The organism is Escherichia ruysiae (genome assembly GCF_031323975.1).
Lineage (GTDB): Bacteria > Pseudomonadota > Gammaproteobacteria > Enterobacterales > Enterobacteriaceae > Escherichia > Escherichia ruysiae.
This window is the reverse complement of the sequence record NZ_JAVIWS010000001.1, coordinates 928,139-947,227: the sequence shown is the minus strand read 5'-3', so window position 1 is coordinate 947,227 and position 19,089 is coordinate 928,139. Positions and strand designations below refer to the sequence as shown.

Genomic DNA, 19,089 nt, shown 5'->3' with positions numbered 1-19,089 from the left:
TAAACTATTTAGCTGATGGTTTATCTATATAAATAAGGAGTCGGGATGAACGAACAATCCCAGGCCAAATCACCAGAAGCCTTGCGCGCAATGGTCGCCGGGACACTGGCTAATTTTCAGCACCCAACCCTGAAGCATAACCTTACCACGCTGAAAGCGTTGCATCATGTCGCCTGGATGGACGACACGCTGCATGTGGAGCTGGTTATGCCGTTCGTCTGGCATAGCGCGTTCGAAGAGTTAAAAGAGCAATGTAGCGCCGAATTGCTGCGTATCACCGGGGCAAAAGCTATCGACTGGAAACTGTCGCATAACATTGCCACGCTGAAACGCGTGAAGAATCAGCCGGGAATTAACGGCGTGAAGAACATTATCGCGGTCAGTTCCGGCAAAGGTGGCGTGGGTAAATCCTCCACGGCGGTAAACCTGGCGCTGGCGCTGGCGGCGGAAGGAGCGAAAGTCGGCATTCTGGATGCCGACATTTATGGTCCGTCTATCCCAACCATGCTGGGGGCAGAAAATCAGCGTCCGACCTCGCCGGACGGGACTCATATGGCACCGATTATGTCTCATGGCCTGGCAACCAATTCAATTGGTTATCTGGTCACTGACGACAACGCGATGGTGTGGCGTGGCCCGATGGCGAGCAAGGCGTTGATGCAAATGTTGCAAGAAACCTTATGGCCGGATCTGGATTATCTGGTGCTCGACATGCCGCCAGGCACCGGTGACATTCAATTGACACTGGCGCAAAACATTCCTGTAACCGGTGCAGTAGTGGTCACCACGCCACAGGACATCGCGCTGATTGATGCGAAAAAAGGTATCGTGATGTTCGAGAAAGTCGAAGTTCCGGTACTGGGTATTGTCGAGAACATGAGCGTCCATATTTGCAGTAACTGTGGTCATCATGAGCCGATTTTCGGCACTGGTGGGGCAGAGAAACTGGCCGAGAAATACCATACGCAGTTGTTGGGGCAAATGCCGTTACACATTAGCCTGCGTGAAGATCTCGACAAAGGAACACCTACCGTTATCAGCCGTCCGGAGAGCGAATTTACTACTATCTACCGCCAACTGGCTGACCGGGTTGCTGCTCAGCTCTACTGGCAAGGTGAAGTTATTCCAGGTGAGATCTCCTTCCGCGCGGTCTAACGTGCATTAGCCTTTCTGGTTGTTCGTCATACACCGCAGAAATGATACATTGATGCGGTGTATTTATTTTGTGGCTTTAAATGAACACTTTTTTAATGCTGTGAATATTCAGTGGATCTTAGTCCTAAACTGTACAAAGTAGATTGATCGTACAGGTAAAGCCTCTTTATCATCCTTCGTGGCTGTGTAGCGGATGTACAGCTATAGTTTGTTATGCACTCAATCTATCCAGGCATAACCTTTACTACAGGGATAACGTTCAATGAATAAGTATTGGCTGTCAGGAATCATTTTTCTTGCCTATGGATTGGCTTCTCCCGCGTTCTCTTCAGAGACTGCCGCATTAACGATTAATGGCAGGATCAGCCCCCCAACATGCAGTATGGATATTGTTAATAGCCAGCCCCAACAGCATTGCGGTCAGGTATCGCAAAGCGTTGATACCCGTCATCGGATTTCTTCGCCGGTAAAAGGCGTCACTACAGAGCTGGTTACAGCGGGCAACGATAGCAAACGTCGAATCGTATTAAATCGCTACGATTAATCAGGCAACACTCTTTTAATAATATTTGGAAAGCCTAAATCATTCCCGTGAATAATTTAGGCTTTTTTATTTATTTTAAGAATGTGGTTAACAGTAAATTATGTCAATTAATAGATGTGGTAAATATTTAATTCCCTTAAGTATTTGTTGTAATTATATTGCAATGGTTAACTTGTTTTAAATCAATAAAACAATACGTTTACATTGCGGTAACTTTTTTGATGTGAGAAATTTGTTTCCACGAGATACAGAGTCTTAACAATCAAAATAAACTATATTAAGGAACCTATTATGAAACATTCAATTATTGCTACCGCTGTCTTTTCTTCTTTTTTTATGAGTGCTGGCGTATTTGCTGCAGACGTTGATACCGGAACATTAACTATTAAAGGGAATATTGCAGAGTCTCCGTGTAAATTTGAAGCGGGTGGTGATTCAGTAAGTATTAATATGCCAACTGTTCCGACCACTGTCTTTGAAGGTAAAGCGAAATATTCTACCTATGATGATGCAGTCGGTGTCACCAGCAGCATGTTAAAAATTAGCTGCCCGAAAGAAGTTGCTGGTGTAAAACTCTCGTTGATCACCAATGATAAAATAACCGGCAACGATAAAGCGATAGCCAGTAGTAACGATACCGTGGGTTATTATCTCTATTTAGGCGATAACAGCGATGTCCTGGATGTTTCAGCGCCTTTTAATATTGAGAGTTATAAAACAGCGGATGGTCAGTATGCGATTCCGTTTAAAGCAAAATACCTGAAACTGACAGAAGACTCAGTGCAATCAGGTGATGTGGTCTCTTCTTTAGTTATGCGTGTGGCGCAGGATTAATAATTAAATAATTTCGCAAGTTTCTCCAGGAAATAAACATGGCCGCTATCTCCATGGCGGCCTTTTAATTTTAAGAGGCATTAAGATGAAAGGGTTATTAGCTTTACTCATTTCTTCTATGGTTCTTCCTGCACATGCCGGAATTGTCATCTACGGGACGCGAATTATTTACCCGGCTGAAAATAAAGAAGTGATGGTGCAGTTGATGAATCAGGGAAACCGATCTTCATTACTTCAGGCGTGGATTGATGATGGCGACACATCACTGCCGCCGGAAAAGATTCAGGTTCCTTTCATGCTAACGCCACCAGTGGCAAAAATAGGGGCTAACTCCGGACAGCAAGTAAAAATTAAAATCATGCCGAATAAGTTGCCCAGTAATAAAGAGAGCATTTTTTATCTGAACGTTCTGGATATTCCACCTAATAGTCCAGAACAAGAAGGCAAGAATGCACTGAAGTTTGCGATGCAAAACAGAATCAAATTGTTTTACCGACCGGCGGGTATTGCTCCGGTTAATAAAGCAACGTTTAAGAAATTGCTGGTAAATCGTAGCGGCAATGGGCTGGTGATAAAAAATGATTCGCCGAACTGGGTGACGATTTCCGATGTAAAAGCGAATAATGTCAAAGTCAATTATGAAACCATCATGATTGCGCCATTAGAAAGCCAGAGTGTAAACGTCAAAACTAATAATGCGAATAGCTGGTATTTGACCATTATTGATGATGATGGCAACTATATTAGCGACAAAATTTAATTGCAGGAGCTGCCCGTGTTGAGAATAACCCCACTCGCATTAGCAATCGTAGCGTTATTGCTCGGCATTGAAGCGTATGCAGCGGAAGAAACCTTTGACACCCATTTTATGATGGGGGGAATGAAAGACCAACAGGTTGCTCATATTCGCCTTGATGATAATCAACCTTTACCGGGCCAATATGACATCGATATTTATGTCAATAAACAATGGCGTGGGAAATATGAGATTATCGTTAAAGATAACCCCGAAGAAACATGCCTGGCGAGAGAAATTATCAAGCGGTTAGGTATTAATACCGATAACTTCGCCAGTAGTAAGCAATGTTTAACATTAGAGCAACTTGTTCAGGGTGGGAGTTATTCCTGGAATATCGGTGTTTTTCGTTTAGATTTCAGCGTTCCGCAAGCCTGGGTTGATGAACTGGAAAGTGGTTATGTCCCGCCGGAAAACTGGGAACGGGGTATTAATGCTTTTTATACCTCTTATTATATGAGCCAGTATTACAGCGACTATAAAGCGTCGGGTAATAACAAGAGTAGTTATGTTCGTTTTAACAGTGGATTAAATCTGCTGGGGTGGCAACTGCATTCTGATGCCAGTTTCAGCAAAACGGATAACAATCCTGGGGAGTGGAAAAGCAATATCTTATATCTGGAACGCGGGTTTGCACAAATTCTCGGCACGCTGCGTGTCGGTGATATGTACACCTCAAGCGATATTTTTGACTCTGTTCGCTTCAGTGGCGTGCGACTTTTTCGTGATATGCAGATGTTGCCTGACTCGAAGCAAAATTTTACCCCACGAGTGCAGGGGATTGCGCAGAGTAACGCGCTGGTAACCATTGAACAAAACGGTTTTATTGTTTATCAGAAGGAGGTTCCACCTGGCCCATTTTCGATTACTGATTTGCAATTGGCCGGTGGTGGAGCGGATCTTGATGTTAGCGTGAAAGAGGCTGACGGTTCGGTTACCACGTACCTGGTGCCTTATTCGGCGGTGCCAAATATGTTGCAACCGGGCGTGTCGAAATATGATTTTGCGGCGGGTCGTAGCCATATTGAAGGAGCAAATAAGCAAAGCGATTTTGTTCAGGTCGGTTACCAGTATGGCTTTAATAATTTATTAACGCTGTATGGCGGCACGATGATTGCCAATAATTACTACGCATTTACTCTTGGGACTGGCTGGAATACACGCATTGGCGCGATTTCTGTCGATGCAACAAAATCTCATAGTAAGCAAGATAATGGCGATATTTTTGACGGACAAAGTTATCAGATAGCCTACAACAAATTTGTGACTCAAACATCGACGCGTTTTGGCCTGGCAGCCTGGCGTTATTCTTCGCGCGATTACCGGACGTTTAATGATTATGTCTGGGCAAATAATAAAGATAATTATCGTCGCGATAAAAATGATGCCTATGACATTGCAGATTATTACCAGAATGATTTTGGGCGCAAAAATAGCTTTTCCGCCAATATGAGTCAGTCATTGCCAGAAGGCTGGGGTTCTGTGTCATTAAGTACATTATGGCGAGATTACTGGGGGCGTAGCGGCAGCAGTAAAGATTATCAGTTGAGTTACTCCAATAACTTGCAACGGATAAGCTATACCCTCGCAGCAAGTCAGGCTTATGACGAGAATCATCATGAAGAAAAACGCTTTAATATTTTTATATCGATTCCCTTTGATTGGGGTGATGATGTCACGACACCACGGCGGCAAATATATATGTCTAACTCAACGACCTTTGACGATCAGGGTTTTGCCTCAAACAATACAGGAATATCGGGAACGGTTGGGAGCCGCGATCAGTTTAACTATGGTGCCAACTTGAGTCATCAGCATCAGGGGAACGAAACGACAGCTGGGGCGAATTTAACCTGGAACGCGCCGATGGTGACAGTGAATGGCAGTTATAGTCAGTCGAGTATTTATCGACAGGCTGGAGCCAGTGTTTCAGGGGGCATTGTCGCCTGGTCTGGTGGTGTGAATCTGGCGAATCGTCTTTCTGAAACGTTTGCTGTGATGTATGCACCAGGAATTAAAGATGCTTATGTTAATGGACAAAAATATCGCACTACAAATCGTAATGGGGTGGTGGTATACGACGGAATGACGTCTTATCGGGAAAATCACCTGATGCTGGATGTGTCGCAAAGTGATAGCGAAACCGAATTGCGCGGTAACCGGAAAATTTCCGCCCCTTATCGCGGCGCGGTCGTGCTGATTAATTTTGATACCGATCAGCGCAAACCCTGGTTTATAAAAGCGTTAAGAGTGGATGGGCAACCATTAACGTTTGGTTATGAAGTTAATGATATCCATGGTCATAATATTGGTGTTGTCGGTCAGGGAAGCCAGTTATTTATTCGCACCAATGACGTACCGCCATCGGTTAATGTAGCAATTGATAAACGACAAGGACTTTCATGCATAATCACCTTCGGTAAAGAGATTGATGAAAGTAAAAATTATATTTGCCAGTAATAGTCAGGTGGTTCTATGAAAAATCGCATAATGTTATTTATATTAATGATGATGGCTATTCCTGTGAGCTATGCGGCATGTTATGGAGAGTTGTCAGCGCAGCATAATTTGGTTGTTCAGGGAGATTTTGCGCTAACTCAAACACAAACGGCGACATATGAGCATAATTTTAATGACTCGTCATGCGTGAGTACGAATACCATCAACCCCATGAGTCCGTCGGATATTGTTGTTGGACTTTATAACGATACCATTAAATTAAATTTACATTTTGAATGGACTAACAAAAACAGCATCACATTATCAAATAACCAGACCAGTTTCACCAGTGGTTATTCAGTAACGGTGACATCGGCAGCCAGTAACGCGAAAGTGAATGTTTCTGCAGGGGGCGGCGGAGCAGTGATGATTAATGGTGTCGCGACATTATCCAGTGCTTCATCAACAACGCGTGGAAGTGCTGCAGTGCAATTTTTACTGTGTTTGCTAGGAGGAAAGTCGTGGGATGCATGTGTGAATAGCTACAGAAATGCATTGGCACAAAATGCAGGTGTCTATTCCTTTAATCTGGCATTGTCATACAACCCGATAACAACGACCTGCAAACCTGATGATTTATTAATTACTTTAGAGAGTATTCCCGTTTCACAATTACCAGTCACAGGTAACAAAACAACAATAAATAGCAAGAAAGGGGATATTATTCTGCGTTGTAAAAATTTATTAGGTCAACAAAATCAAACATCACGGAAAATGCAGGTGTATTTATCAAGTTCTGATTTGTTAACCAGCAGTAACACGATACTGAAAGGTGCGGAAGATAATGGCGTAGGATTTATTCTTGAAAGTAATGGTTCACCAGTCACACTTTTAAATATCACTGACAGCAGTAAAGGATACACAAATTTAAAGGAAATTGCGGCGAAGTCAAAAATTACAGATACAACAGTCTTAATTCCGGTAACAGCCAGTTACTATGTATATGATAAAAATAAAGTTAAATCTGGCGCACTGGAGGCTACTGCCTTGATCAACGTGAAATACGACTAATAACAAGTAAGACGAGCAAGTGGCTAATAATAAAAAATAACAAGGTGTCTGCATTTCCCCCTCATGATGAGGGGGCTTTTTTTAGCGATGGTAGAATATTTCGCCGTCGTAGGCTTTAATGATTTTACCGTCAGTGTCGTTGATCAACACATATGCGCCACCCATATAGGTCCAGTGGGTTCCGGCGTCAGGGGCAGGCAGGTTACGTAACTGCCACTGCTTAATATTGTACTCATCGGTGCGGTACATCTCTGGAACGGTATCGCCTGGTTTGAAATGCTTAAAGTCAGCGATGAAACTGCTCAACTCATACTTTGAAATTCCAGAGGCATTGGTCGAACCCGCAGTGACCGGTGCGGCCCACGCTACGCTGGTTGCCAGCAACAGCGCACCCAACAATAACTTATTTCTTATGGTCATATACTCTCCACGTTGGGGATCAGCAAAATCAGTCGCATATCTTTCCTGTCATACAATATAACCGACAAGCGATATTTTGTTAGTGATCCCATGATTTCGTAAAAAGTGTAAATGAAAGGATGCTGTAAAAGCATCCTCATCGGGCGAAGAGTCAGCGGAAATAGCTGATTTAAGAATCATCCTGGGCTGAAGATAACATGCAAGCCCAAAGGATTGAGTTATCGCATTATGCCCATAAAGCCATGCACGCCCATATACACTCCGACTAAGCCAATTAACAAGCTGGAAAAATAGGGGGCTTTTTGGGCTAGTGTGTTAAATCCGCTCCAGCGTTTTGCCACTTGCTGGACACTGATTGCCGCGCCAACGCCCACGGTGACCAGCGTTAACGCAAGGCCAATACTGAAACTAACGACCAGAGTTGCTCCCAGAGTGAGGGCTTTCAGTTGAATACAAATCAGCAGCACAGTTATCGCTGCAGGGCAGGGGATCAGTCCGCCAGTCAAGCCAAACAGTAAAATCTGCCAGTTCGTGACATCCCTGCCATCAAAGCGTCGTTTAATGTCATTTGCGTGAGCCAGCTCATGGGCGTCCTGATATTCGACATTCTCGCCATGTCCGTGATGGTGATGATGTTCGTGATCATGGTCATGATGGTGGTGCTCGTGATCATGCCCGTGCATATTCTCAAGCCAGTTTCGTTCACCGCGCCATGTGCGCCAGAACATCCATAATGCGGTGCCGAGAATGATGACCGCAGAAATTAACTGTAGCCACGGTTCCGCCGACTGCGCAGTAAAGCGTTTGCTGATCACCATCCCGCCAAAGGCAATCAACCAGACTACCGCAGTATGCGAAATGGTTGCTGCCAGTCCAAGCATCACCGCCTGTTTAATCGTACCTTTAATGGCGATGATAAACGCCGCCATCATCGTTTTTGAGTGCCCAGGCTCCAGACCATGAAGTGCACCGAGTAAGATGGCGCTGGGGATGAAGAACCAGGCGTTTCCTTGCTGAAGAAGAGTGGTAAATTCAGTCATGATAATAATTCTTAGTATTAAATGGATGCAGAGATTCTACTCCCCCCCAGTACATGATACTACCCCCCAGTAGATTAATAGTGCTATGATTTTTCATTATCTTGTTAACCAGGTGTTGTTATGTCTCATACCATCCGCGACAAACAGAAACTGAAAGCGCGCGCCAGTAAGATTCAGGGACAGGTCGTCGCGCTTAAGAAAATGCTCGACGAACCGCATGAATGTGCTGCCGTTCTACAACAGATTGCCGCCATTCGTGGCGCGGTAAACGGCCTGATGCGGGAAGTGATTAAAGGTCATCTGACGGAACACATTGTTCACCAGGGCGATGAACTAAAGCGTGAAGAAGACCTGGATGTTGTCCTTAAGGTGCTGGATTCGTATATAAAATAGTTTCGTGACGTTATTGTAATACTGCCGTTTTTCCTCGTTTACAACGCGCGCGCCGGACATTACCATCCTCCTCTGCGATTTATTATCGCAACCAAACGACTCGGGGTGCCCTTCTGCGTGAAGGCTGAGAAATACCCGTATCACCTGATCTGGATAATGCCAGCGTAGGGAAGTCACAGACCATCAGGTCATTGCTTCTTCACGTTATGGCAGGAGCAAATTATGCAAGTCGACCTGCTGAGTCCGGCGCAATCAGCGCCCGTGTTACACCTTTTTCACCAATATTCCCCCCTTGTGCATTGCATGACTAATGATGTGGTGCAAACCTTTACTGCCAATACTTTACTGGCGCTCGGCGCATCGCCAGCGATGGTTATCGAAACCGAAGAGGCCAGTCAGTTTGCGGCAATTGCCAGTGCTTTACTGATTAACGTTGGTACACTGACGCAGCCACGCGCACAGGCGATGCGTGCCGCCGTAGAACAGGCAACACGCTCCCAAACACCCTGGACACTTGACCCGGTCGCGGTTGGTGCACTCGATTATCGCCGCCGTTTTTGTCTGAAACTCCTGTCTCTTAAACCAAGCGCCATACGCGGTAATGCTTCGGAAATCATGGCATTAGCAGGCATCGCTAATGGTGGTCGTGGTGTGGATACCACTGACGCAGCAGCCAATGCGTTGCCCGCCGCACAAACTCTGGCACGGGAAACCGGCGCAATCGTCGTGGTCACTGGCGAGGTGGATTATGTTACTAATGGTCGTCGCACCGTTGGTATTCACGGCGGTGACCCGTTAATGACCAAAGTGGTGGGAACTGGCTGCGCATTATCGGCAGTTGTCGCTGCGAGCTGTGCATTACCGGGCGATACGCTGGAAAATGTTGCATCTGCCTGTCACTGGATGAAACAAGCCGGAGAACGCGCAGTCGTCAGAAGCGAAGGGCCGGGCAGTTTTGTTCCACATTTCCTTGATGCGCTCTGGCAGCTGACGCAGGAGGTGCAGGCATGAAACGGATTAACGCTCTGACCATTGCTGGTACTGATCCGAGCGGTGGTGCGGGGATTCAGGCCGATCTTAAAACCTTCTCGGCACTTGGCGCTTATGGTTGCTCAGTTATTACTGCACTGGTGGCGCAAAATACCCGTGGCGTACAGTCGGTGTATCGCATTGATCCTGATTTTGTCGCCGCCCAGCTCGATTCGGTGTTCAGCGATGTGCGAATCGACACCACCAAAATCGGCATGTTGGCAGAAACCGATATCGTTGAAGCGGTGGCAGAACGGTTGCAACGTTATCAGATCCAAAACGTGGTACTCGACACCGTTATGCTGGCAAAAAGCGGCGACCCGCTGCTTTCACCTTCGGCGGTTGCTACGCTGCGCAGTCGATTATTGCCACAGGTTTCATTAATAACGCCAAACTTGCCCGAAGCTGCCGCCTTGCTCGACGCGCCACACGCGCGCACCGAACAGGAAATGCTGGAACAAGGGCGATCGCTGTTGGCGATGGGCTGTGGCGCAGTGCTAATGAAAGGTGGTCATCTGGATGATGAGCAAAGCCCGGACTGGCTGTTTACCCGCGAGGGTGAACAACGGTTTACCGCACCGCGCATTATGACCAAAAACACCCACGGCACTGGTTGTACGCTCTCTGCGGCGTTGGCTGCACTACGCCCGCGCCATACAAACTGGGCTGACACCGTACAGGAGGCAAAAAGCTGGCTGTCGGCAGCGTTAGCCCAGGCAGACACGCTGGAAGTTGGTCACGGGATTGGTCCGGTTCACCACTTCCACGCCTGGTGGTAAGCGCCGTACTATAGCTGCTTTGGTTATTGTCAGCTTTTTTTGTGCTGAAATTCAGGGATGAAACCAATGCAGCTAAAAATCGTCAGTCGCAAAAAATTCACCGCCTTGTTATGCGCTTTGGGGCTAATTTCCATCGTGGCGATTTATCCCCGCCAGACGGTGAATTTTTTCTATTCGACAGCAATTCAGATCAAAGACTACATCCACTTCTACGGTTATCGCCCGGTTAAATCTTTCGCTATTCGCATACCTGCCAGTTACACCATTCATGGTATTGATGTTTCACGCTGGCAGGAGCGGATCGACTGGCAGCGTGTTGCAAAAATGCGCGACAACGGTATCCGCTTACAGTTTGCTTTTATTAAGGCTACGGAAGGCGAAAAGCTGGTTGACCCGTATTTTTCGCGCAACTGGCAAAGAAGCCGCGAAAATGGCCTGCTGCGTGGGGCGTATCACTATTTTTCTCCGTCGGTATCCGCTTCAGTTCAGGCCAGATTATTTCTACAAACGGTGGATTTTGCCCACGGCGATTTCCCTGCTGTGCTGGACGTAGAAGAGCGAGGAAAATTATCGGCAAAAGAATTACGCAAACGGGTCAGTCAGTGGCTAAAAATGGTCGAAAAAAGCACGGGAAAAAAACCGATTATTTATGCTGGCGCGACGTTTTATCACACGAATCTGGCGGGCCATTTCAATGAATATCCGTGGTGGGTGGCTCACTATTATCAACGTCGTCCGGACAATGACGGAATGGCATGGCGTTTCTGGCAGCATTCCGACCGTGGACAGGTAGACGGCATTAATGGGCCGGTGGATTTTAATGTGTTTAATGGCACGGCGGAGGAGTTCCAGGCATTCGTTCATGGGATTAAAGAAACGCCTTAAATAAGAAGCAGTGATATACTCCCACCAGACTCCCCGGCAGGAAAAAGACAAATGGAACAAGCGCATACCCAGCTTATTGCCCAACTGAATGAACGTATTTTAGCGGCGGACAACACGCCGCTTTATATTAAGTTTGCCGAAACGGTAAAAAATGCCGTGCGTAGCGGGGTGCTGGAGCATGGCAATATTTTGCCCGGCGAACGCGATTTAAGTCAGTTAACCGGCGTTTCGCGCATTACGGTGCGCAAGGCGATGCAGGCGCTGGAAGAAGAGGGCGTGGTGACGCGTTCGCGTGGTTACGGCACGCAGATCAACAACATCTTCGAATACTCGTTAAAAGAAGCGCGAGGCTTTTCGCAGCAGGTGGTGTTGCGCGGTAAAAAGCCCGACACGCTGTGGGTTAACAAGCGAGTGGTAGAGTGCCCTGAAGAAGTCGCGCAGCAGCTGGCGGTTGAAGCAGGAAGTGATGTCTTCTTGCTTAAGCGCATTCGCTACGTGGATGAAGAAGCGGTATCGATTGAGGAGTCGTGGGTTCCTGCGCATTTAATTCATGATGTTGATGCCATCGGAATTTCTCTTTATGACTACTTTCGCAGTCAGCATATTTTTCCAAAGCGTACCCGTTCCCGCGTTAGTGCCCGGATGCCGGATGCCGAGTTTCAGTCACATATTCAGTTAGATAGCAAAATACCGGTGCTGGTGATCAAGCAAGTGGCGCTTGACCAACAGCAACGGCCTATTGAGTACAGCATCAGTCACTGTCGCAGCGATCTATACGTTTTTGTTTGCGAGGAGTAGTTCCTCGCGCGTTGGCGCGCAATCACCGCCGCGATGCCCGACAACCCACGATGCCACCGCATTACCCAGCAGCACCGCGTCTGCCAGCGGTAAACCGGAGGCCAGTCCCGCCAGTACGCCACCTGCATGACTGTCGCCTGCACCAATCGTATCAACGACTTGCGTGGGAAATGCCGGAACGCAGCCAGAAGCGCCGTTGCTGAAATACCAGGCACCTTCTTTATCCAGGCGAACGATCAATGGCGCGGCAAATTTCTCCTGCCACTGCTTGCCAAGTGTTGTTATATCTGTGGATAAACGAAAACGTTCGGCAGCAATTTCAGCCTCCTGGCGATTAAGCGACACCAGCGGTCGACAAGCCATGATGCGCACAAGTAATGCATCCGGGATATCGCCAATACGAGGGCCAAAATCAATAAACGGCGTCACGTCTTGCAGTCCCTCCAGCCAATCCACTAACAATTCGCCGCAGGGCGAGGCCAGTTGATAACCAGAAAAATAGAGCAGGCTACCAGGTGCAACGGTTAGTCGCGCCAGCCACTGGTGATTCCACTGATTTTCCACACCGCTGAACGACATAAAAGTGCGTTCGCCATCCGGCTCAACCAGCGCCAGACACCAGCCGTTATCACCTTCGGCGTTATCGATCAGGCTGATTAATCCCTCTTTTGCCATCCGGTTGCGAATAATCTCCGCCCACACCCCCTGACCGAGCGGCAGGGCGTTACCCGCTTCGATACCGAGGCGCTTTAACGCTACGGCAATGTTCAACGCACAGCCGCCAACATTTACGCTCTGCTGTTTCAGTTCGATATCGCACCCGCGCCAGGGCAGGGTGTAAGCGTCGGCGATCACATCAATGACCGCCGCGCCAATCACCATAACCGGCTGACGCGTGGTTAATTCAGGCAGCTGCGTGTGTAATCGAGCACCGCTCATACCGCCTCCCGTTGTTGGCGATATTTCTCCAGCGCCGTGGCATAGCGGTTGAAATCAAGCTGATTTACCGCATCCAGTTCCGCCTTTAACGCAGGATCGATAGCATTTACACCATGCAACGCGCCGCAAATTGCCGTCGCCATAGCACCGATGGTGTCTGTGTCGCCGCCAAGATTGGCGCACAGGACGGCGCAGCGGTTAGGATCGGTTTGTGCCAGTTCAACCAGCGCAATGGCGCATGGAACGGACTCGATAGTGCTGGTGCCCGCGCCAATCACCTGGTAAAGCTGTTCGCTGGCGGATTCGGTGCCGTCGGCGTGACGAACAATCTTCAGCGCAATCTCCAGACGCGCCGCCAGTGAGGCGCTGAACGTGGTAATGCGTTTTTGTTGAGCATGTCGCGCAATCGAAGGCAGTGAATCAACAATCGCTGACCAGCTTTCTCCGTCAATGGCACGAGAAATCGCCCATGCGATGACTACCGCGCCTGCAACCGCCAGATCGGATTTGTGGGTCGGGCTGGATGCCAGCGCCACATCATCAATAAAGGAATCAACATTGCGCGCCGGAAGTAAACAACCCAATGGGGAGACGCGCATCGCGGCACCGTTGGTCACGCCATTGTTTTCCAGTTCAGCAACGGGCTTTCCGTCGCGAATGGCGTTAAGCGCAATTTTTGAGGTCGGGCCAAGCACGTTTTTGTTGAAAGCGTCGAAACGCAGCGCCCAGTCGAGAATATTACGCCCAATCAGATCCGGGTCTATCTCGCCTTCACGTTCCAGCAGCGCATCCGCCAGACACAGCGCCATCGAGGTATCATCGGTGAATTCGGCGCGGTTAAAATAACAGGCCGCGTTATTCTCCTTTGGTCCAGGCAGAAATCGGTCAATCCAGCCAAAGTGTGCTTTGACGCGGGAACGAGGCCAAAGCTCGGAGGGCATCCCCATCGCATCCCCTAACGCCTGCCCGTAAAGAGCACCGAGAATACGTTCTGTTTTCATTTTGCTTCCTCTTGTGTCAACGCAATATCGCGATCATCGACCTTGATAGCCGTAATTTCGTTGTCTGATTCGCGGAAAAAAATCATGAACAGCACGGCGATAATGGCAATCATCACCGCGCCAAAAGTCCACATCCCGGCCCAGTTGAAAGTCAGTCCGTTTACCGGTTCCGGATAAGCGAACATCTTTTCCATCATCACACCGCCAAGACGATAGCCGAGCAAACTGCCGAAGCCCTGGCAGCAGAGCGTGATCAGCCCCTGCGCAGCGGTACGCATATGCTCGGGGGCTTTTTTATCGACATAGATGTAGGCGGTAACGTAGTAAAAATCGTAACTTACGCCGTGCAGCAAAATGCCGAGGAACAATAGCGCGTAGGTGAAATATTCATCCGCACTGCCGTAAATAAAGAAGCCATAGCGAATTGCGGCAGTGACCAGACCAAGCAATAATACCTTTTTGATACCAAAGCGTTTAGTGAAAAACGGCAATGCCAGCATAAAGAAGATTTCAGAGAACTGGCCGAGCGTCATCCAGCCGGTGGCGTTTTTCATGCCGACTTCGGTCAGATAACCGTTGGCAAAGATGTAATAGAACGCCAGTGGCATCGCAAACAGGAATGAACAGAAGAAAAAGACGAGGAAGTTTTTATCGCGCAGCAGGATCAGCGCATCCAGGCCGAGCATGACTTTAATGTCCATTTTGCCGGTGCTTTTTGGCGGCGTGTCGGGCAGGAAAAACGCAAACACACCGAGCAGAGCAGAACTTCCGGCGGTAATCAGCAGCGGGATGTTAGTCGGTGAGATATCGGCATACCCCAGCATTTGCGGCAAGAATCCACATGCCAGACCAGAGGCAATCCAGCCGATAGTGCCCATCACACGAATGCGCGGGAAATCACGCTCCACATCCGGCACGTTGGCAAAAGCGATACTGTTAGTCAGCGCAATGGTCGGCATATAGGTTAGCGAGTAGGCCAGCAGTAACGGGAAGAACCCGGCAAAAGTGGTCTGTTGCGCGGCGAAATACATCAGCACCGCACCAGCGAACATCAATACCGCCAGCACTTTCTGCGCCGAGAAAAAGCGGTCAGTGATGGAGCCAACCAGAATCGGCGACAGGATAGCCGCAATGGCAGTACAGGCATACGACCAGCCAATCTCTCCGGCACTAAAACCACTTTTACTTAACCACAACCACAATGGCACAAACCACGCGCCCCAGATAAACCATTCAACAAACATCATGAACGACAGCTTTGCTGTTGTTTTCATCTTTTAATTCCTTCATGACAGGTAATGTAAGGTACGCGCTGACAATACCACCTAACAATACCTTTTAAATACCTTTGCGATGAAAACTTGACCGCTGTAACACTTTTTTTGATGAATCGAGCCAACAGAAAACGCTGAAAAAACATCCTGAGAATGGAAAAAATAGCCCGTAACGACCAGGATTATGATTGCCCGCAAAGGCGGGCCAGGACAATCCATAGCCGATATCCAATCGGAATTTACGGGAGCATAGTAATGACAGATATTGCGCAGTTGCTTGGCAAAGATGCCGACAACCTTTTACAGCATCGTTGTATGACTATTCCTTCTGACCAGCTTTATCTCCCCGGACATGACTACGTAGATCGCGTGATGATTGACAATAATCGCCCGCCAGCGGTGTTACGTAATATGCAGACGCTGTACAACACCGGGCGTCTGGCGGGAACGGGATACCTTTCCATTTTGCCGGTTGATCAGGGCGTCGAGCACTCTGCCGGAGCTTCATTTGCCGCTAACCCGCTCTACTTTGACCCGAAAAATATTGTTGAACTGGCGATTGAAGCGGGCTGCAACTGTGTAGCGTCAACTTACGGCGTGCTGGCATCGGTATCGCGGCGTTACGCGCACCGCATTCCGTTCCTTGTCAAACTCAACCATAACGAGACGCTAAGTTATCCGAATACCTATGATCAAACGCTGTATGCCAGCGTAGAGCAGGCGTTCAACATGGGAGCGGTGGCGGTTGGTGCGACCATTTATTTTGGCTCAGAAGAGTCACGTCGCCAGATTGAAGAAATTTCTGCGGCCTTTGAACGTGCGCATGAACTGGGCATGGTGACAGTGCTGTGGGCCTATTTGCGTAATTCCGCCTTTAAGAAAGAGGGCGTTGATTACCACGTTTCCGCCGACCTGACCGGTCAGGCGAACCATCTGGCGGCGACCATTGGCGCGGACATCGTCAAACAGAAAATGGCGGAAAATAACGGTGGCTATAAAGCGATTAATTACGGCTACACCGACGATCGCGTGTACAGCAAGCTGACCAGCGAAAACCCGATTGATCTGGTGCGTTATCAGTTAGCTAACTGCTATATGGGGCGCGCAGGGTTGATTAACTCCGGTGGTGCTGCGGGCGGTGAAACTGACCTTAGCGATGCGGTGCGTACTGCGGTTATCAACAAACGCGCAGGCGGAATGGGGCTGATCCTCGGACGTAAAGCGTTCAAGAAATCGATGGCCGACGGCGTGAAACTGATTAACGCCGTGCAGGACGTTTATCTTGATAGCAAAATTACTATCGCCTGATACGTTTTAAACGAACAGCACTGCCCCGTAGGTCGGATAAGGCGTTCACGCCGCATCTGGCATAAAACCACTCGCACTTTGTTACGGCTTCCCCACGGGAGGCCTTTTTTTTGTCTGTTATTGCTGGATTAATTTTCATTTTGTCATTTTTGTGATCGTTATCTCGACATTTAAAAACAAATAATTTCATTATATTTTGAAATCGAAAGAAAACGACAGGATGTGAAAATGTACGTGGTATCGACAAAGCAGATGCTGAACAACGCGCAGCGCGGCGGCTACGCGGTTCCGGCATTCAATATTCACAATCTCGAAACGATGCAGGTGGTGGTGGAAAGCGCAGCCAGCCTGAATGCGCCGGTCATCATCGCCGGAACGCCAGGTACATTTAACCATGCCGGAACAGAAAACTTACTGGCGCTGGTTAGCGCGATGGCGAAGCAGTATCACCATCCGCTGGCGATTCACCTTGACCATCACACAAAGTTTGAAGATATCGCTCAGAAAGTGCGCTCCGGCGTGCGCTCAGTAATGATTGACGCCTCGCATTTGCCTTATGCGCAAAATATTTCACGGGTCAAAGAGGTGGTGGATTTTTGCCATCGCTTTGATGTCAGCGTCGAAGCGGAGCTGGGGCAACTTGGCGGCCAGGAAGATGATGTGCAAGTCAATGAAGCCGATGCGTTGTACACCAACCCCGCACAGGCGCGTGAATATGCCGAGGCAACCGGGATTGATTCCCTGGCGGTCGCCATCGGCACCGCTCACGGTATGTATGCCAGTGCTCCGGCGCTGGATTTCTCCCGCCTTGAGGCCATTCGTCAGCAGGTTGCGCTACCGCTGGTACTGCATGGTGCGTCGGGACTGTCTTCTGCGGATATTCGTCAAAGCATTAACCTGGGAATTTGCAAAATCAATGTCGCGACGGAGCTGAAAAATGCCTTCTCGCAGGCGTTAAAACGTTATCTGACCGAGCACCCCGAAGCGACCGATCCCCGGGATTATTTACAGTCGGCAAAATTCGCAATGCGCGATGTGGTGCGCAAAGTGATTGCCGATTGCGGCTGCGAAGGCAGGGCATAACGCATCTGCCATTTAACAAGGAAAAACCATGAAAACGTTAATTGCCCGGCATAAAGCCGGTGAACATATCGGAATTTGTTCAGTCTGTTCGGCGCATCCGTTGGTTATTGAAGCGGCGCTGGCTTTCGATCTCAACAGCACACGCAAAGTGCTGATTGAAGCAACGTCAAACCAGGTCAATCAATTTGGCGGTTATACCGGAATGACACCGGCAGATTTTCGCGAATTTGTTTTTGCGATTGCCGATAGAGTTGGGTTTGCGCGCGAGCGCATTATTCTCGGCGGTGATCATCTGGGGCCAAACTGCTGGCAGCAAGAAAATGCGGATGCGGCGATGGAAAAATCCGTCGAGCTGGTAAAGGCATATGTTCGTGCCGGTTTCAGTAAAATTCATCTTGATGCGTCAATGTCCTGTGCGGGTGATCCTGTACCGTTAGTGCCAGAAACGGTTGCTGAACGTGCCGCTGTACTTTGCTTTGCTGCGGAAAGCGTGGCGACAGATTGCCAGCGTGAACAACTGACTTATGTGATTGGCACCGAAGTTCCGGTTCCGGGCGGCGAGGCCAGCGCCATTCAGTCGGTGCACATCACAAGGGTAGAAGATGCCGCCAATACTTTACGCACACATCAAAAAGCGTTTATTGCCCGTGGCCTGACAGAGGCGTTAACGCGCGTGATTGCGATAGTGGTACAGCCTGGCGTGGAATTTGATCACAGCAATATTATCCATTATCAGCCGCAAGAAGCGCAGGCGCTGGCGCAATGGATAGAAAACACCAGAATGGTTTATGAAGCACATTCCACCGATTACCAGACCCGGACGGCGTATCGGGAATTAGTACGCGATCACTTTGCCATTTTGAAAGTAGGGCCAGCATTAACCTTTGCTTTACGCGAGGCGATATTTGCTCTGGCGCAAATTGAGCGGGAACTTATCGCGCCGGAAAATCGCAGCAGTTGTCTTGACGTGATTGAAGAAGTCATGCTCGACGAACCGCAATACTGGAAAAAATATTACCGTACTGGATTTAACGATTCTTTACTGGATATTCGTTATAGCCTTTCTGATCGTATCCGTTATTACTGGCCGCATAGCCGAATTAAAAATAGCGTCGAGATGATGATAGCTAACCTTGACGGTGTCGAAATTCCACTGGGTATAATTAGTCAGTATTTACCAAAGCAATTTGAACGCATCCAGAGTGAGGAACTCAAGGCGATACCACATCAGCTTATTATGGATAAAATTTTTGATGTTCTGCGCGCCTATCGTTACGGTTGTGCAAAATAATAAGGATGTA

General features: G+C 48.4%; 19 protein-coding genes and 1 riboswitch. Of the genes, 14 read left to right on the top strand and 5 right to left on the bottom strand.

What is annotated here, in order from left to right; translation table 11 throughout:
- Nucleotides 1-45: 45 nt before the first annotated feature.
- The 6 genes from apbC (at nt 46) to RGV86_RS04865 (ending at nt 6,839) form a co-directional block, all read left to right on the top strand.
- Nucleotides 46-1,155, top strand: a complete 1,110-nt coding sequence (gene apbC / locus RGV86_RS04890; protein WP_001005449.1) for an iron-sulfur cluster carrier protein ApbC — start codon at nt 46-48, stop codon at nt 1,153-1,155.
- A gap of 262 nt (nt 1,156-1,417) precedes the next feature.
- Nucleotides 1,418-1,699, top strand: a complete 282-nt coding sequence (locus RGV86_RS04885) for a YehE family protein (RefSeq protein ID WP_032225669.1) — start codon at nt 1,418-1,420, stop codon at nt 1,697-1,699.
- Nucleotides 1,700-1,990: 291 nt separating this feature from the next.
- On the top strand, nt 1,991-2,533 hold the full coding sequence (locus RGV86_RS04880) for a fimbrial protein (RefSeq protein WP_000682827.1): 543 nt from the start codon (nt 1,991-1,993) through the stop codon (nt 2,531-2,533).
- Nucleotides 2,534-2,618: 85 nt separating this feature from the next.
- The gene (locus RGV86_RS04875; RefSeq protein ID WP_000677336.1) at nt 2,619-3,293 is read left to right on the top strand and encodes a fimbria/pilus periplasmic chaperone; all 675 of its coding nucleotides are present in this window, start codon (nt 2,619-2,621) and stop codon (nt 3,291-3,293) included.
- Nucleotides 3,294-3,308: 15 nt separating this feature from the next.
- Nucleotides 3,309-5,789: a fimbrial biogenesis outer membrane usher protein gene (locus tag RGV86_RS04870; RefSeq protein WP_085460888.1), complete on the top strand. Its 2,481-nt coding sequence runs from the start codon at nt 3,309-3,311 to the stop codon at nt 5,787-5,789.
- A gap of 15 nt (nt 5,790-5,804) precedes the next feature.
- Nucleotides 5,805-6,839, top strand: a complete 1,035-nt coding sequence (locus RGV86_RS04865; RefSeq protein WP_000797247.1) for a putative fimbrial-like adhesin protein — start codon at nt 5,805-5,807, stop codon at nt 6,837-6,839.
- 81 nt (nt 6,840-6,920) lie between these two features.
- Here RGV86_RS04865 and rcnB read toward each other — a convergent pair whose 3' ends face one another.
- The gene (gene rcnB, locus RGV86_RS04860; protein WP_000155513.1) at nt 6,921-7,259 is read right to left on the bottom strand and encodes a Ni(II)/Co(II) efflux transporter accessory subunit RcnB; all 339 of its coding nucleotides are present in this window, start codon (nt 7,257-7,259) and stop codon (nt 6,921-6,923) included.
- A gap of 218 nt (nt 7,260-7,477) precedes the next feature.
- Complete coding sequence (locus tag RGV86_RS04855; RefSeq protein WP_000134643.1) at nt 7,478-8,299, bottom strand: nickel/cobalt efflux protein RcnA; 822 nt, start codon at nt 8,297-8,299, stop codon at nt 7,478-7,480.
- Nucleotides 8,300-8,419: 120 nt separating this feature from the next.
- On the opposite strand from RGV86_RS04855, the gene rcnR reads away from it, so the two are divergent.
- From rcnR to RGV86_RS04830, 5 genes are all read left to right on the top strand, one after another.
- The gene (gene rcnR, locus RGV86_RS04850) at nt 8,420-8,692 is read left to right on the top strand and encodes a Ni(II)/Co(II)-binding transcriptional repressor RcnR (protein ID WP_000019944.1); all 273 of its coding nucleotides are present in this window, start codon (nt 8,420-8,422) and stop codon (nt 8,690-8,692) included.
- A gap of 91 nt (nt 8,693-8,783) precedes the next feature.
- Nucleotides 8,784-8,880: riboswitch (TPP riboswitch) on the top strand.
- 34 nt (nt 8,881-8,914) lie between these two features.
- On the top strand, nt 8,915-9,703 hold the full coding sequence (gene thiM / locus RGV86_RS04845) for a hydroxyethylthiazole kinase (RefSeq protein ID WP_085460887.1): 789 nt from the start codon (nt 8,915-8,917) through the stop codon (nt 9,701-9,703).
- Nucleotides 9,700-10,500, top strand: coding sequence for a bifunctional hydroxymethylpyrimidine kinase/phosphomethylpyrimidine kinase (thiD, locus tag RGV86_RS04840; protein ID WP_085460886.1), 801 nt, complete (start codon nt 9,700-9,702; stop codon nt 10,498-10,500). Before thiM ends, thiD begins: the two co-directional genes overlap by 4 nt.
- Nucleotides 10,501-10,566: 66 nt before the next feature.
- On the top strand, nt 10,567-11,385 hold the full coding sequence (locus RGV86_RS04835; protein WP_085460885.1) for a glycoside hydrolase family 25 protein: 819 nt from the start codon (nt 10,567-10,569) through the stop codon (nt 11,383-11,385).
- Nucleotides 11,386-11,436: 51 nt separating this feature from the next.
- Complete coding sequence (locus tag RGV86_RS04830) at nt 11,437-12,183, top strand: GntR family transcriptional regulator (protein ID WP_000434025.1); 747 nt, start codon at nt 11,437-11,439, stop codon at nt 12,181-12,183.
- On the opposite strand, the gene RGV86_RS04825 is transcribed toward RGV86_RS04830, so the two are convergent.
- The 3 genes from RGV86_RS04825 to RGV86_RS04815 are packed head-to-tail and all read right to left on the bottom strand — an operon-like array spanning nt 12,157 to nt 15,397.
- Nucleotides 12,157-13,122, bottom strand: a complete 966-nt coding sequence (locus tag RGV86_RS04825) for a carbohydrate kinase family protein (RefSeq protein ID WP_085460884.1) — start codon at nt 13,120-13,122, stop codon at nt 12,157-12,159. The two genes, RGV86_RS04830 and RGV86_RS04825, sit on opposite strands and share 27 nt — an antisense overlap.
- The gene (locus RGV86_RS04820) at nt 13,119-14,123 is read right to left on the bottom strand and encodes an ADP-ribosylglycohydrolase family protein (protein ID WP_085460883.1); all 1,005 of its coding nucleotides are present in this window, start codon (nt 14,121-14,123) and stop codon (nt 13,119-13,121) included. Before RGV86_RS04820 ends, RGV86_RS04825 begins: the two co-directional genes overlap by 4 nt.
- Nucleotides 14,120-15,397, bottom strand: a complete 1,278-nt coding sequence (locus tag RGV86_RS04815; RefSeq protein WP_000858522.1) for a nucleoside permease — start codon at nt 15,395-15,397, stop codon at nt 14,120-14,122. The genes RGV86_RS04820 and RGV86_RS04815 overlap by 4 nt, the downstream gene beginning before the upstream one ends.
- 255 nt (nt 15,398-15,652) lie before the next feature.
- On the opposite strand from RGV86_RS04815, the gene fbaB reads away from it, so the two are divergent.
- The 3 genes from fbaB to gatZ all read left to right on the top strand — a co-directional run bounded on the left by fbaB (nt 15,653) and on the right by gatZ (nt 19,079).
- Entirely contained in the window at nt 15,653-16,705 is a 1,053-nt protein-coding gene (fbaB, locus tag RGV86_RS04810) for a class I fructose-bisphosphate aldolase (protein WP_000129560.1), read from the top strand.
- A gap of 228 nt (nt 16,706-16,933) precedes the next feature.
- Nucleotides 16,934-17,788, top strand: a complete 855-nt coding sequence (locus RGV86_RS04805; protein ID WP_032225655.1) for a tagatose bisphosphate family class II aldolase — start codon at nt 16,934-16,936, stop codon at nt 17,786-17,788.
- A gap of 28 nt (nt 17,789-17,816) precedes the next feature.
- The gene (gene gatZ, locus RGV86_RS04800; protein ID WP_085460880.1) at nt 17,817-19,079 is read left to right on the top strand and encodes a tagatose-bisphosphate aldolase subunit GatZ; all 1,263 of its coding nucleotides are present in this window, start codon (nt 17,817-17,819) and stop codon (nt 19,077-19,079) included.
- Nucleotides 19,080-19,089 lie beyond the last annotated feature (10 nt).